This is a genomic window from Burkholderia sp. WSM2232, from assembly GCF_000472545.1.
GTDB lineage: Bacteria > Pseudomonadota > Gammaproteobacteria > Burkholderiales > Burkholderiaceae > Paraburkholderia.
Genome location: NZ_AWZV01000019.1, coordinates 93,544 through 107,650, shown reverse-complemented (window position 1 = coordinate 107,650; position 14,107 = coordinate 93,544). Strand labels below are relative to the sequence as shown.

The 14,107-nt window shown below is 60.5% G+C and carries 12 protein-coding genes and 1 pseudogene; 1 reads left to right on the top strand and 12 read right to left on the bottom strand.

Annotation, left to right across the window (positions count from 1 at the left end):
• Window positions 1-35: 35 nt before the first annotated feature.
• Window positions 36-1,166 (bottom strand): alpha/beta fold hydrolase, encoded by a 1,131-nt coding sequence (locus F757_RS0118790; RefSeq protein WP_027212737.1) that lies wholly within the window; start codon window positions 1,164-1,166, stop codon window positions 36-38.
• Between the two features lie 492 nt (window positions 1,167-1,658).
• On the opposite strand from F757_RS0118790, the gene F757_RS0118785 reads away from it, so the two are divergent.
• The gene (locus tag F757_RS0118785) at window positions 1,659-2,246 is read left to right on the top strand and encodes a TetR/AcrR family transcriptional regulator (protein WP_027212736.1); all 588 of its coding nucleotides are present in this window, start codon (window positions 1,659-1,661) and stop codon (window positions 2,244-2,246) included.
• A gap of 88 nt (window positions 2,247-2,334) precedes the next feature.
• Here F757_RS0118785 and F757_RS0118780 read toward each other — a convergent pair whose 3' ends face one another.
• The 11 genes and pseudogenes from F757_RS0118780 to F757_RS0118735 form a co-directional block, all read right to left on the bottom strand.
• The gene (locus F757_RS0118780) at window positions 2,335-4,203 is read right to left on the bottom strand and encodes a serine hydrolase domain-containing protein (RefSeq protein ID WP_027212735.1); all 1,869 of its coding nucleotides are present in this window, start codon (window positions 4,201-4,203) and stop codon (window positions 2,335-2,337) included.
• A 246-nt stretch (window positions 4,204-4,449) separates the two neighbouring features.
• Window positions 4,450-5,538, bottom strand: coding sequence for a porin (locus F757_RS0118775; protein WP_027212734.1), 1,089 nt, complete (start codon window positions 5,536-5,538; stop codon window positions 4,450-4,452).
• 145 nt (window positions 5,539-5,683) lie between these two features.
• A complete protein-coding gene (locus tag F757_RS35305; RefSeq protein WP_084530965.1) occupies window positions 5,684-6,025 on the bottom strand; it encodes a Rieske (2Fe-2S) protein in 342 nt (113 codons plus the stop codon).
• A 3-nt stretch (window positions 6,026-6,028) separates the two neighbouring features.
• Window positions 6,029-6,340, bottom strand: coding sequence for a YciI family protein (locus tag F757_RS0118770; protein WP_027212733.1), 312 nt, complete (start codon window positions 6,338-6,340; stop codon window positions 6,029-6,031).
• A gap of 3 nt (window positions 6,341-6,343) precedes the next feature.
• Window positions 6,344-7,216, bottom strand: coding sequence for an intradiol ring-cleavage dioxygenase (locus F757_RS0118765; RefSeq protein WP_027212732.1), 873 nt, complete (start codon window positions 7,214-7,216; stop codon window positions 6,344-6,346).
• Window positions 7,217-7,245: 29 nt separating this feature from the next.
• A complete protein-coding gene (locus F757_RS0118760; protein ID WP_027212731.1) occupies window positions 7,246-8,313 on the bottom strand; it encodes a maleylacetate reductase in 1,068 nt (355 codons plus the stop codon).
• Window positions 8,314-8,320: 7 nt separating this feature from the next.
• Window positions 8,321-9,787 carry an aldehyde dehydrogenase family protein gene (locus F757_RS0118755; protein WP_027212730.1) on the bottom strand — a complete coding sequence of 489 codons (1,467 nt, stop codon included), beginning with the start codon at window positions 9,785-9,787 and terminating at the stop codon, window positions 8,321-8,323.
• A 20-nt stretch (window positions 9,788-9,807) separates the two neighbouring features.
• Window positions 9,808-10,838: pseudogene (locus F757_RS33840) on the bottom strand (hydroxyquinol 1,2-dioxygenase).
• 40 nt (window positions 10,839-10,878) lie between these two features.
• A complete protein-coding gene (locus F757_RS0118745) occupies window positions 10,879-11,373 on the bottom strand; it encodes a hypothetical protein (protein ID WP_027212729.1) in 495 nt (164 codons plus the stop codon).
• Window positions 11,374-11,495: 122 nt separating this feature from the next.
• Window positions 11,496-12,425 carry a LysR family transcriptional regulator gene (locus F757_RS0118740; protein ID WP_027212728.1) on the bottom strand — a complete coding sequence of 310 codons (930 nt, stop codon included), beginning with the start codon at window positions 12,423-12,425 and terminating at the stop codon, window positions 11,496-11,498.
• Between the two features lie 146 nt (window positions 12,426-12,571).
• Entirely contained in the window at window positions 12,572-13,825 is a 1,254-nt protein-coding gene (locus tag F757_RS0118735; protein WP_027212727.1) for an MFS transporter, read from the bottom strand.
• Window positions 13,826-14,107: the final 282 nt, after the last annotated feature.

Here is a 14,107-nt window from a genome sequence, read left to right as displayed (position 1 = left end):
GGCAATGTTGGAGGAGCTACGCCACGCATTCCCCACTAACCGCTGGTGTGGTCCGCTCTCCCCGTCTCCCTCGCGAAGGCGAGCAGCAGCTCGCTGAGCCGAGCCGGCTGCTCCTGTTGAATCCAGTGACCGGCGCCGTCGATAAGCTCTATGTCACCCATTCTCGTCGCCGCTTTCGTCCTCATGACATCCAGCGCGCCGGGCGCCGCATAAGTGCCCCAATCGCTGCGGCCGCCAATGAAGAGCGACGGGACATCGATCGTCTTGCCGGAAAAGAGGCGCAACTCAGCGTTCAGCTCAGGATCGGAAAACACGCGATATGCCTGCAACGCGCCTTGAAATCCTGTGCGGCCATACTCCTGCGTGTACACCCCGAGCTCGGGTTCAGTGAGCCACTTGCAGGCCATCACCTCGGCGAACGAAGGCTGGAATGGAGCGACGGTTGCGGGCATGGTCTTGCCGAGCTCCATCACGTAATAGGTGGGCATCTGGGCAAGTTCTGCGGCGGTTAGAGCCTTTAACGGATGCGGCTTGTTTCCCGGCCAGTCGGCGCTCTTGACGTAGAAAAACGCACGGAGAAACGCGTGTAAACCTTGCGGCGGGTGCCACATGTCCTGGTTCGCCTGCCGTGTGCTCAGGTACTGCTGGTAATGCTTCCTCGGTGGATCGAGCGCCGCCAGCGCGGCCGCTAACTTCTGATTGCCATTGTTCGGTTGAGCCGACACTGCCTCGCTTTGCGCAATGTTGAACGGCAGCGCCGGCGGACCCGGAAACGGTGCACTCATCAGCACCATCGAGGGAAAAACGTCGGGCCGGGCCAGCGCGCAATAGGCGGCCACGGGCGAACCGAGGTCGTGCCCGACGAGCATTGCCGTACGCCGATACCCCAATGCCAGGACCAACCCGAGGGCGTCACGCGTCATGTTCAGAAGGCTGAAGGGCGCTAGCGGCGCGTCATAGTCGTTCAACCAACCGGTGGTGCGGCCAAATCCCCGCTGGTCGGGTGCCACGACATGGTAGCCGGCGTCGGCGAGAAGCGGCATCAGGTGTCGCCAGCCGTAAGCAAGATCGGGAAAGCCGTGCAGAAGCAGTGCGAGCGGCCTGCCAGGGCTTTCGTAACCGGCCTCGAGAATATGGACATCGAGGCCGTTGACCCCGTGGATCATGCGCGAGCGGACGCCATTGGGAAGCGTTCCTTCGCCGTATGCTGATGCGGCCAAATCAGTTGCTCCTATGAGGTTTGCGCGGGCGGGTCGAAGAAAGGCCGCCGCCAGGCTGGCGGCGCCCATCGCCAGAACGGCGCGTCGCGACACCGTTGGCTTCAATCCAGGTCGATTACTCATGACGGAACGCACCCCCGCGTGCCGGCACTGCGTTCAGCTTCCGCGACAGCACACGCGACGAACAATGCGCCTCGCGGCCGGACACACGAGCACGATTAGCCGCGACGCGAAGACGCTCCACACATGGCGACCGGGCAAGCCCGTTGGCTTCCCGGTGAGTTGTTGCGGCCGCAACGCAGGAACGCTGGGCATCACTGTACGGACCTTCTTGGCTTGCGATTGGCTCGAGGGGCATGGCCAGGCTCCTTATATGGTGATCGCCATACTATAGCAACCACCATAGAACCATCAAGCGAAACGTGCTATGTTCACGACATGCCACGTAAGACCGACGCCCGCGCCCGCGCGATTGCCACGGCGGAACGACTGTTTCGCATCCAGGGTTACACCGCGACCGGATTGACCCAGATCCTCGACGAAAGCGGTGCGCCCAAAGGATCGTTCTATTTCCACTTTCCACGCGGCAAGGCACAACTCGCAGAAGAAGCAATCGATAACTACATCGCACAGCGGATTGCTGTGTTACGCACTATCTCGTCGAGCACCACGGGCGACGCGCTGAAGTTTGTGCATCAGATCTTCAAATCATTTGCGGCCGAAATGGTCGCCTCCGATTTCCAGTATGGATGTCTGATGCAAAACCTGGCCAATGAGCTGCCGGCGCTCGACGCTGAGCTAACCCAACGCGTCGCGCGGGGTTTCGCTGATTCGACCCAGGTTATTGCCGAGCATTTCAGGGGGTGCGGTTTCGCGGCCGCGCGTGCATCGTCGAGCGCAGCCGCATTGGTGGCCGCCCTCGAAGGCGCGCGAACAATCGCTCGCCTCGAGCGCACGCCAGCTGTATTCGAGGCGCTGGCAGATGTGACTGTCCAAAGGTGGACTGCCCCGGACTGCGCGGAATAAGCGGCGCGGCAGCAAGCTTGCGCGCGCATTCCCGCAGACAGTGATCTTCTTATGTCATGCGTCGACTTCCAGCAAGAATGCTGTGCGGTCAGATCCGCGCGTAGATAGAACTGCCGATGGTCAGTGTCGTCGCACTCGCCGACTCGAAACGGATGTCATAGAGGTCGCGTCCGAAGTTTCCCGGCACCGTGATCGACATGCCGCCGAGCGTATCGCTGACCGGCACGAATAGTTGATAGCGAAGATCTTCGTTACCGTACAGCACGTAACCGGGAAGTTCGGCGAGTGTCGCGAAGAACGCCGGCGGATTGCCGAGAACCGCAATCGGCACCGCGCTCGGCGAATCGTTCGTCAACGTCCATTGCGTGCCGACGCGTTGCTGCCACGCGTTGTCGAGCGGCGCGCGCGCCGCGAGTTGTTGACCGACGGGCAGCGTCAGATACGCGTAGCCCGCGCCCGGCACGACCCGCTTCATCAGGTAGCGATACTTGAACGCGTTGCCCTGGCTGTCGTTGCCCGACACGACTGTGAGGCGATACGACGCCGTATCGGTATCGCTCCACCACCAGCCGTCGGTGCGAAACCGGTAGGCGCCGATCTGCGCCCAGCCGCGTGTATCGGCGTCCCACTGGTTGATTTGCAGGCTACCGTCCGCGTTAGCGAGCACCTGATACGGCGAATCGGAGTTGCCGTAGATGCCAGCTCCGCCCGCCAGGCCCGGCCCCGCTGCGAGCGGCGGCGCCGTGGTGCTGACCTTCGCCGGCAGCGACGAAATCGTGCCGTCTTCTTTCAACGCCGACAGCACGAGGGTTTCCGCAATCGCACGAGCGTTGTATCCCGAGTTGCCAGTCACGAGCAGCGCAAACTGCGAATCCGGCACGACGAAAAACTCGGTCGAGTAGAACGCAGTGCCGCCGTCCTTCTCCCAGCCACGCACGCCTGCCGCGTCGAGCGCCGGCTGCACCACGGAGTCCCAGCCCAAGCCCCAGCGCCATTCCGGAGATGGGTTGATCGTCAGACTTTGGGTCTGATCGGTGCCCATCTGTGCAATACCCGCCGCGGACACGATGCGCTTTCCCTGGAACACGCCGCCGCCGTAGATCATTTGCGCGAGGTTCATCATGTCGACGGGTGTCGAACTCAGTCCGCCGGTAGCGTACGCATTCACGTACTCCTGATGCTGCGTGCCGTTCACGTATGGCAACGAGAACGATCCGCCGGAAGGCACGCTCGTCAGATAGCTCGAGTGAGTCATGTTCAGCGGCGTGAGAATCTCCGACTGAACGAAGTCCGCGAAATGCTGGCCCGTCACCGCGAGCACAATTTGCTCGACCATCGTGAAGCCGTCGTTGCAGTAGACGGCCAGTTCGCCGGGCAAATGTTTCAAGTGGGAGCTGGCGAGTTCGGCTTGCGTGTCGGCGGCGTAGCCGGCGACCGGCTCAAATGTGAACAGGTTGCGCCCGTTCGTGCCGGGCAAACCCGATGCATGCGACAGCAGATGACGCGTGGTGATCTGCGCGTACTCCGGCGAGAGCATCGTGAAGGTGGGCAGATATTTGACGATCGGCGTGTCGAGCGCAATCAGTCCGCGATCGACCAGGATCGTCGCCGCCAGGGCGGGGAACAGCTTACTTACTGAACCGATGTTAAAGCGCGTCTGCGGCGTTGCCTTGATCTGCCCCGGCACCGACGCGAGCCCGAACGCCTCTTGCCACAGCACTGTGTTGCCCTTGACCATTGCAACCGAGATCGCCGCGACCGGGTTGGACGGGTCGGTCACGGCTTGCCGGATCATCTGCTGGCCGAGCGCAATGGTTTGCTGATAAGGCGTCGAATGGATGTCGTCGTTGCCGCAACCCGGCAGCACTGTCGCGAGTAGGCCTGCACCGGTGTAGCCGAGAAACTGTCGCCGCCTTTCGCTAGCAAGACCTTCGGGACTGCGTTTGCACCTGGCCATGACATCCCCCTTCGAGTTTCAAGACCCGCAAGAAGCCGCTTTCTCCCAACACGGCGCAGCCGACGCGGCAAGGACAATCGTCGCAATCCGGCGCAGAGGGACGTATTCCAATGCCTTGCCCCGTGCCAGATCATAGCTGCGCAATGCAATTGCGAATAGCGGCATGTCGAGATGCCATGAAGCTTTGGCTTAACAGTGCGCATATCGGGAACCAGACGCGTGCTCGTGAGGCGGCAATGTCGCCCGTCAAAACAACGTGTGCACTCCGATACGGGCGATAGTCTGATTTGAGGAACTGGACGCGCCATCCGGATCCAGAATGCCATTTATCTGCGCGTTTGCGCCGGCATTAGCGCGCTGATAGGCCGCCGCTGCATACACCATGGTCCGCTTTGATAAAAAATACTGCAGCGATGCATTAACCTGATGCGCATGGTTGTCATTGAGCGTTTCGTTGCCTTTCATGTACATGTAACTGGCGCCGAGGAACACATCGGGTCTTATTCTCCATACGCTGCCCGCTTCAGCCATCCATACCCCGGCACCGTTAAAAGAGTTGTGGACAGTCGTGACCGTCGCTTTAGCAGTTACTGCTCCGAAGGAATAGTGCATTCCCGCGCCCCAGTTGCGGACGCTCGCGGACGGTACGCCAGCGGCCGCCGCGTACTTTTCATTGGTGTATGCCGCTCCCAGTCCGAAAGACCCCGAGTCATAGTTCAGCCCGGCGCTGACAGTATTGTTTGCCCCAATCGAGCCGGCGAGTCCACCAAATCCGTACATCACACCGCCGGAAAACCCTGCAACGCTGGGGGACCTGTACTTCGCGGAACTTGCAACCGGCTTACTCCCCGCGACCCGGTCCCAGTCAAACGCTCCTGTCGGATTACCCGGAAGCGACAAACCCCGGAACGGGCCGTTGCGAAAACCATAGAGGCCGGTGAGGTCCATCGCAATGTCATTTCCCTTCGCGAAGATCGAATCGACCATGAACTCATACTGGTTGCCGAGCGTGAGGCTACCGAGCCGATCGCTTGCCAGCCCAACGTACGCATTGCGCGCAAAAATCCCGTTTCCAACCATGCTGCCGTTAGCCATCGAGAACTGGTCGACGAGCGCGAATATCGCGCGATAGCCTCCACCCAAATCCTCTACACCCTGAAGGCCGAACAGGTTCGGGGTAAAAATTCCGTCGTCAAACTTAACGTTCTTGCCCCCGCCCTCATTGCTCACGTAACTTATTCCGGCGTCGATGAGGCCGAACATCGTCACGCTGCTTTGAGCCCACGCCCCCTGGGAGAGAACGACAATTGCAATTGCTCCAAACCGTGGTTTCATTCAGTGCCTCCGTTGTTTATTTAATTTGCTTCGTTATACTAATTTAATGCGATACGGCGTTTCAGCAAGAGGCATTGATCGCCGCAGGAAATCCGACCAGCGTAAGCAGTCACCAGTCAGATTGGTGCAAATCTAAAGCCGATGGTCAGGTGCGAACACTGTCGAAGACGACCCGCAAGTCATGGTCAATCTTCACAGGAACCGTATCCAGGGAGGCACCTTTGCAGGGTCCTTCAATACACCTTCCATCTTCAAACCTGAACAGCGCGCTATGATGAGCGCACATCAAGACCTGTGACCGATAGCAGAAAATATGTCCAGGCTCGAATTCCAGCGGTACTGAAAAGTGCGGGCAGCGATTCACGTAGGCCCAGACTTTATCGTCACGCCGAACAACGACAATGGAACGCCCCATTGACTCTTCGCGGATAACCCGAGCACCGCCATCCGGCACTTCGTCGAGACGACATAACCGGGTTTCGGTCATTGCTCAAACCCGTTGCTCAGGATTTCCGAGGCTCCAGTCCCACGGACGGACCTCTACCCGCGAGAACAATCCCTCTTTCATGTACGGGTCCTCTCCGATAAACCGCATAACGGCATCAATGTCGTCTGCCTCGACGACGAGAAGCGTACCGTTCATCGCATTACACAGGGGCGCGAGCGTAGGGCCTCCAAGACGGACGAAAACGCCATGCTCGGATGCATTCTGCAAATAGTTCCGATGACTTGGTCGCACACGCTCGCGGACCTCGCGCATATCCGGCTTGTCAGTGGCAAAGACTGCGAAATAGCGACGCATGGGTCAGCTCCGGTCGAGAACGAAGTCGTAGTTCGCCTCGCGATACGGGCCGTTCAAATTGAAACGACGAGCGAGGTCATCGCCTGCTGTTCGCTCGCGGTAACAGACGAGGAGTGATGGTTTGACACCGAAAACCGCATCTGACTCGAGGTATTTGTCGTCCTGATCGAAGAGATGAGTCACGAGCCTTCGGTGCCCCGGAGCGTCGATCATGAAGTGCAGGTGTGCGGGCCGCCAGGGGTGCCGACCTGTCGCATCGAGCATCCTGCCGACCGGACCATCCGTTGGAATGGGATAGCTGACAGGCAGAATCGTGGTAATTGCATAACGCCCTTCGGCGTCCGTGCGGTATCGGCCGCGCAGGTTGCCGAGCGGCTGCGCGGCATCCTGTCCGGAATACATGCCATTTTCAGCGGTCTGCCATACGTCGAGCACTGCGTTGGCAATCGGAATGCCATCGGTGCCGCGCACCTGACCATGTACGACAGCGGGCACGCCCGGTGTATAGGCCATGTTTTCGCCGTACGCACGCTCTGGCATGCCTTTTATATAGAACGGGCCAAACACCGTCGTGTCCGTTGCTCCAGTCGAAAACCGATGATTGATCGCATCGACCAGCATAGAGACGCCCAGCGTATCCGACAACAGGATGAACTCCTGACGCACGACCTCATCGCACATCTTGCCCGTCTCGGTGAGAAAGCGAATGGCGGACATCCACTCCTCCTCAGTCAACTCCGTCTCGCGAACGAAGGCGTGCATGTGCCGCACAAGGCTCTGCATCAAAGTGCGCAGGCGAGCGTCCGGAGTTCCTGCGAAGCTGGCAACCACCTGCTCGGTCAGCCGCATATCGCTATCGTCATGTTCAGTTGTCACGTCTGTCTCCATTCATATCCGGCCGCGGTTCAGCGCGGTGCGCGGCCTTCCCACGCGTCCTGCAGCAGCGCACGAATAGCCGCGCGCTCAATCGGCCGGGGATTCGCATAGGGGTTCTGGCAGGCAATATCCGCTGCCTCGTCGAGGCCGTCCTCGCGCATGCCGATGTCCGCAAGCGCGGCAGCGATACCTAGCTTCGCGTTCAGGGCGAACAGCAGCGGACCGGCCTGCGCGGCATCGCTGCCGCCCAGCGCCCGCGCAACGCGGCGCAACGCCTCAGGAGCCGCAGCGTGGTTGTAGTGGGCCGTATGCGGCAACATCGCCGCATGGGTCTGTGCGTGCGGCAGGTTGAAGGTGCCGCCCAGCGTATGGCACAGCTTGTGATGAATCGCCATGCTGACCGCGCCGAGGCAGGTCCCCGCGAGCCAGGCGCCATACAACGCCCGGCTACGCATGTCATGGTCGTCCGGCGTGCTCGCAATCACGGGCAACGCTTCGCCGAGCGCGCGGATGGACTCCTCGGCCATCAGGCTGATGACCGGGTTCGCGTCCTCGGCATAAAGCGCCTCGACCGCATGCGCGAGTGCATTCATTCCGGAGGCTGCCGAAATAGCCGCGGGCAGCGACAGCGTCAGGGAAGGGTCGTAGAGAACGGTGCGCGGCAACACTCTTGCATCGCGGCCAGTGCGTTTCAAACGGCCTTCTGTCAGGCCGTAGATTGGTGTCATCTCGGACCCTGCGTAGGTTGTTGGCACCGCAAGAATGGGCAGGGACGACTCGAGTGCGATCGCCTTGCCTAGACCGATGGTGGACCCGCCCCCAATCGCGATGCAACAGTCAGCATCCAGTTCCCGGGCCGTCGCGCGCGCCGCGCGGGCAACCTCGAGCGGAACATGCATGACCGCCTCGGCACAGACGCCCGCAGCGCGTTCGCCGAGTACGCCCGCCGCCTGGTCAGCAAGATGGCGCTGCTCGGGTGTCGAGAGAATCAGCGCCCGCCTCGCGCCGAGCGTCGTCAACTCCTCGGGCAGCCTCGCGAGCGCACCCCATTCGAAAACAACACGCGAAGGAGTTCCCTGATAAACAAAGCCCTGCATGGAGACCTCAGCGCTTGAAGTGCGGCGGTACGTTACCGTCGACATTGACCCACACCGAGCGCGCTTCGGTGTAATCGTGCATTGCTTCAAAGCCCATTTCGCGGCCGTAACCCGACTTACCTACACCGCCGAAAGGACTCCCGGGATTGACGCGCTTGTAGCAGTTAATCCAGCACATGCCTGCGTCGATTCGCGACGCGGTCTTGTGCGCGCGCGCGAGGTCACGAGTCCACAGGCCACTGCCCAGGCCATATTCCGTCGAGTTTGCAATGGCCAGCGCTTCATCATCGCTGCCAAAGCGCAGAACCGTGACGAACGGGCCGAATACCTCTTCCTGGGCGATACGGTCGAACGCACTCTTCGTCTCGATGACTGTTGGACGGACGTAATAGCCGTTGGCGAGCGCGCTATCCTGCGGCGCGCTACCGCCCGTCAGGACACGACCGCCCTGTTCCCGCGCCACGTCGACGAACGTCAGCACGCGGTCCAGATGCTGCCTGGACGTCAGCGGGCCCATTTCGGTATCGGCGTCGAGCGGGTTGCCCATACGAATCGAAGATGCCAGCGAAACGAATCGCTCGAGGAACTCGTCGGCAATGCGTTCATGCAGAACAAGACGCGAGCCCGCGATACATGCCTGCCCCTGGTTGTGAAAGATGGCCCACGCGGCGCCGTTAATGGCAGCGTCGAGGTTTGCATCGTCGAACACGATATTCGCGCCCTTGCCGCCAAGTTCCAGTTGCACGCGCTTCAGGTTGCCCTGCGAAGCCTCGACAATCCGGCGGCCGGTCGCCGTCGAACCCGTGAAGGCGATTTTTCCCACTCCCGGGTGTTCGGCGAGCCGCTGACCGGCGGTGTGACCGTAGCCCGCAACGACATTCACAACGCCGTCAGGAAAGCCCACCTCAGCCATGAGTTCGACAACGCGCAACGTCGACAGCGGCGTGATTTCCGACGGCTTGAGCACCACCGTGTTGCCTGCGGCGAGAGCCGGGCCCATCTTCCAGCTCGTGAACATCAGCGGAAAGTTCCACGGAACGATCTGACCGACGACACCAATTGGCGCGCGCTGCACGTAGTTCAGAAAACCTGTTTCCACGGGAATCACCGAACCTTGCAACTTGTCCGCCATGCCGCCGAAGTAGCGGAAGCACGCGGCGGTGCGGGGAACGTCGAGCGAGCGCGAATCGCGAATGGGGTGGCCCGTGTCGAGTGATTCGAGCTGCGCCAGCTCCTCGGCATTCGCCTCGATGGCGTCGGCGAGGCGCAGCAGCAGCCGGCCGCGTTCAGCGGCGGGCAATGCCGACCATTTGGGAAACGCGCGGCTTGCGGCTTCGACAGCGAGATCGACATCTGCCGCAGTGGCCGCCGCGATCTTTGTGATGAGTGAGCCGTCGTGCGGGTTGAGTACATCGATCGTGCCGCGGTCAACGGCGTCAACAAAACGCCCGTCAATGAAGAGTTGGGTCTGCATGAATCGTCCTCGGTTTTATGCTAGCTCACGGCCTGGAATTCGATGGGGTACGGGGCCAACTCACCGCTCTCATAACGCTGCGGCAGGTTAGGCGTAGCGTTTTCCCAGACCAGCAGCATTGAGCGCTTTGTCGAGTAGCCCTGATGACGGATGTCGCAGGCATCGCACAGATGTCGCCCGCACGCATGGTGATTCGTGCACGCGGCGCGCCGGTGTTCTTGTCGCCGATATCCCAGACGATTTCGTCCGAGAGCTGCAGGAACCATTCGACACGGTCGTTGCCGTGAAATACCGGCAGCATGAACTCTTCGGTTGTCGGGCAGAAGAGGCTCAGGCCGCATACGGAAGTCACTGAGGGATTCCACGTCACGTCGGAACGCGAAAGATATTTAAAGAGGTTGAAAGCGTGAAGTTCACCGTCGAAGCCCGGTTCGATATGCACTTCCGGCTCGTCCTGGACGACGTCGAGGAATGCGCGGTTGACCGGCAGGTCGTCGCGCAGCGGCGAATCGCCTTTGAGGCCCGGCATGCGGCGCGTCGCAATGCGCGTGCGTTCGATTGCCGCGTCGTTCGCGCCATGCTTGCGGCCGAACGCAGTGCCGGTTTCGTCCGGAGCTGCGAACGGGTCAAAGCCCTCGTTCGTCCAGTCGTGCAGCATGGCCTTGAACGTTGCCATGACGGTCGGCGTTTCGAACGTCTCGGTGTAATCGACGCCCGCTTCCTTCAGGATGCCGTTGAAGGTTCCCGCATATACGTCGACCTTGCCATAGTGGTTGCGGGTGCCGAACACGTGGTCGAAGTTGACCCAGCCGTAGAAGAATCCCCAGGCCACGTCTCGCATCATCGCGCGCAGGAAAGCGTCCGCCGGCAGGGCATGCGTGCGCGTCTGGCCCTTAGCCGGCCAACTGATTTTCACGAAATACTCGTCGCGCTGGAACTCAAATTCGCCGAGCTGGAAGCGGCGGTAGCCGGTGACCGCATCGGGCGACGTAGAGCGCACCGTGTCTGCCGCAAAGTCCGTGGGATGGTCGAGAGTGTCGAGCTGTGCCATAACTTGTCTCCAGGATATTTGAATGTCGCCTGTCGGGCGATCAGTGCAGGCAGATATCTGCCCACTTTTCCACAGACAACTCACCGAGAATGGTCTGCACAAGCGCAACTCCGGGTCTGCTTGCGACAAAACGGTATGCGCAGCCTGCGGGAAGCAGGGCCTGGTGCCCCTTGCGCAGGACGACGTACCCCATCTTGCGTCCGGCAGGCTTTGTGCCCGCGCTCACAGTGCCGCGTCCTGACGTCGGCGGGTTGTCGAGCTTGATGAATTCGATCTGGACTTCGCCATCCATCTGAATGGCGAATTCGTCGTGCGCACATGCGAACCACGGCGACGTGCCTTCGGTCCGCAGCACTTCAATGACGTATTCGAGGTTCTTGCCCGCGACGACCTTTTCGTAAGGCGCCGATCTGGAGGCCACCTCGAAGACGTTCGAGAAGGCATAGTGATGAGCGCTTCCGCTCGTGATTTCAATGCCGCCTTTTTTATAGCTATCGAGCGAGCCAAAGACGGTATGGAATGCCGTGTCGGTCATTGCTGTCTCCTGTGTTGAACTGCTTGTCAGATTCAACTCTATGGGCATTGGCTGGTCACAACAACCTGCGCTGCACCGACTACGGCATTTGCGATTCCCGAATAATCGGCTCGCGCCTTTGCCTAACGCACCCACCCGCGCTCGAGCAACGGAACATCCCACGACGGCTCGCTACCCAGGTATTCAATAAGAAACTCGACAAGTGCCTTGACCTTCAATGCCTGACGCTGCGTTGCGGGGTAGACAGCGGCGAAACTCAATGTCGAGAGGTCGTAGTGCGTCAGGATTGGCACCAATGTACCGTCGACCAGCGCGTCGCTCGCGACCAGGGTCGGCAGACATACGATACCGCCGCCTGTCAGCGCGTAGTCCTTCAGCAAATGAACAGAATTCGAACGGATCATGCCGGGCAACTCTATCTCCACGACCTCGGCACCGTTCGTCATCGTCCAGCGGTTTCGCGAGGGATAGCCTGAATAGAGCGCGGTTATGTGCCCCAGCAAATCACGCGGATGCTGCGGTGCGCCATGCTTTTCCAGGTAGGCAGGTGACGCACAGAAGAGTCGGCGAACGTTGAACAGCCGACGCTCAATGAGCGACTCCGAAATAGGAGGAAAGATCTGGAACGCGATATCGAAGCCCTCTTCCACCGGGTCCACCACGCGGTCATTCACGATGATATCGAGCTGGATTCCCGGATAGCGTCGGTTAAATTCGGCGAGCGGCGCGCCGAAATGCCCAAGAGCAAAGCCTGGAAGCATCTGAATGCGCAGACGCCCGGTCGGAGTCGCGCGAAGCTCGCGCATCTGGTCAGTCAACTCATTAACGCGGCCCACTACCTCGGCGCACTCGCGGTAGAAAGCCTCGCCGACTTCGGAAAGGCGGACATGGCGCGTGCTGCGGTGAAAGAGCGGCGCGTTGACGAACCTTTCAAGCTGCTGGATGCGGTTAGTCACCACCGAACTCGTCACACCCAGCTGTCTGGCCGCTTCGACGAAACTGCTTGCCTCCGCCACTCTCACGAATGCCTCGATGCTTAGAAACCGGTCCATGCGGCGCTGTCCCCTGTGCAAAATGCCAGTTTAAATGGACCAGACTACTCGCTACGTCACGCAGGAGTTGTCACACTGTCGCTGGATCGGTGTCAATCTCGCATAGATGGCGCGTGACAGCGCAAGAGAGGCAGCTCACGTCTGAACTACTGCGGCCGCTCGCCCGCGGCAAGCTCCGGTTGCAGGACAGTACGGCGCTGCATAACTGCCGGCGCCGTCTCCTTCAGAAGCAAGCTGACCAAAACGCCGAGAACGACGGCGCACATCGGCAGCCAGAGGATGTTCTGAATGCCAAAGTGCGTAGCGACGTAGCCGCCCATGGCCGGCGCAATACCGCCGCCGAAGATCTCACCCACGCCGACCACGGCGCCAATGGACGTGGAGATGAGTCCGGCGGGTGCTGCCTCAGTCGCCACGGGTCCGGAGAGCAGCGAAACAAGGCCGAGCGTGAAGAACGAGGCGACAAACAGAACAGCGAACAGCGCAAGCGGTTGAGCACCGAGACCGCGAAAGACATACAGCATCACCGCAGTTCCCGCGAAGCCCACGATGCTCGCGAGGCGGCGCCCCACGAGATCCGAAAGGCCCGGCAAGCCGAATTGCCCCAGAAAACCACCAAAACCGATAGCCGAGACAACCAGACCCATTTTCTGTGTGTCCAGCGACAGGTAGCCGGTGAGATACAGCGGCAGCAGCGCGCCGAGCACAAACACGCCGGTCATGGCGCAGCACAAGGCGAGCATCGCGACCAGAATGTTCCTGCTCTTGAGAACATGGCCGAGCGATGCGGGTGCATGCTCCGAAGCGACTTGCTTGACGACCTTCGGTTCACGGATGACAAAGAACATTACCGCACCGAGAATCAGACCAGGAATTGCAACAAGGGCGAACACCCAGCGCCACGTGACGACACTCAGCAACTGCGTGGCGATGATAGGCGACAGCGCTAACCCGAACAGCGCGAAGCCACTTTGCTGCAGGCCCAGATTCAAACCACGACGGCGCGGAAGCGATGCGTCAGCGGTCGCCGCAAAGCTGGTCGGACAGAACGAGCCCTCCGCGACCCCCATCAGGCTGCGGATGGCGATGAGGCTGACGAGCCCACCGGCGAGACCGGAGAAGCCTGAAAGCAGCGAAAAGGCAATGATTGCGGGAATGAGAACCTTGCGGCGACCAATTCTGTCGGAGATACCGCCCATCAAGGCCGCAAATACGCCCCACGATAGGCCAAGCACTCCGATGCAATTGCCTACGTCCTGCGCGGTCAGGTTAAGGTCCTTCATCATTGAAGGGAACAGCGGCGCAATGAGCCAGCGGTCCAGTCCTACCAGTCCGAAGCCCAATGCCAACAGCGTGACCGCTTTCCATTCGTAGGAGGTATCCCACTCATTTACTTTCATTTCTGTCTCCATGAAAGCCGGTTGCCGTGCGGGCGCAATCAGCGCAAGCCCATGTACCGACTCCGTTGCTTTTGTGCGCGAGGCGACTCGCGTAGATTCGTCGTCCGTTTTGCACAACACGATTCGAATGCAAACGGCCAACGCCCTTACGATAGGGTGAAGGCGCACGTCCGCGGTATGGAACAACCAGCGAACGCGCTATTTGCGAAATACGAATAATGGGGAGAGCCGGGTGGGAAACGCGGCGGGAGAAGCGTGCGGGCGGCCGACGGCAGGCGGAAC

What these genes read in the sequence shown, in the direction of transcription:
- F757_RS0118780 (WP_027212735.1), bottom strand. Translation starts at nt 4,203, where the DNA reads ATGGCCAGGTGCAAACGCAGTCCCGAAGGTCTTGCTAGCGAAAGGCGG.
- F757_RS0118775 (WP_027212734.1), bottom strand. Translation starts at nt 5,538, where the DNA reads ATGAAACCACGGTTTGGAGCAATTGCAATTGTCGTTCTCTCCCAGGGG.
- F757_RS0118760 (WP_027212731.1), bottom strand. Translation starts at nt 8,313, where the DNA reads ATGCAGGGCTTTGTTTATCAGGGAACTCCTTCGCGTGTTGTTTTCGAA.
- F757_RS0118755 (WP_027212730.1), bottom strand. Translation starts at nt 9,787, where the DNA reads ATGCAGACCCAACTCTTCATTGACGGGCGTTTTGTTGACGCCGTTGAC.
- F757_RS0118790 (WP_027212737.1), bottom strand. Translation starts at nt 1,166, where the DNA reads ATGATCCACGGGGTCAACGGCCTCGATGTCCATATTCTCGAGGCCGGT.
- F757_RS0118740 (WP_027212728.1), bottom strand. Translation starts at nt 12,425, where the DNA reads ATGGACCGGTTTCTAAGCATCGAGGCATTCGTGAGAGTGGCGGAGGCA.
- F757_RS0118785 (WP_027212736.1), top strand. Translation starts at nt 1,659, where the DNA reads ATGCCACGTAAGACCGACGCCCGCGCCCGCGCGATTGCCACGGCGGAA.
- F757_RS0118735 (WP_027212727.1), bottom strand. Translation starts at nt 13,825, where the DNA reads ATGAAAGTAAATGAGTGGGATACCTCCTACGAATGGAAAGCGGTCACG.
- F757_RS0118745 (WP_027212729.1), bottom strand. Translation starts at nt 11,373, where the DNA reads ATGACCGACACGGCATTCCATACCGTCTTTGGCTCGCTCGATAGCTAT.
- F757_RS0118770 (WP_027212733.1), bottom strand. Translation starts at nt 6,340, where the DNA reads ATGCGTCGCTATTTCGCAGTCTTTGCCACTGACAAGCCGGATATGCGC.
- F757_RS35305 (WP_084530965.1), bottom strand. Translation starts at nt 6,025, where the DNA reads ATGACCGAAACCCGGTTATGTCGTCTCGACGAAGTGCCGGATGGCGGT.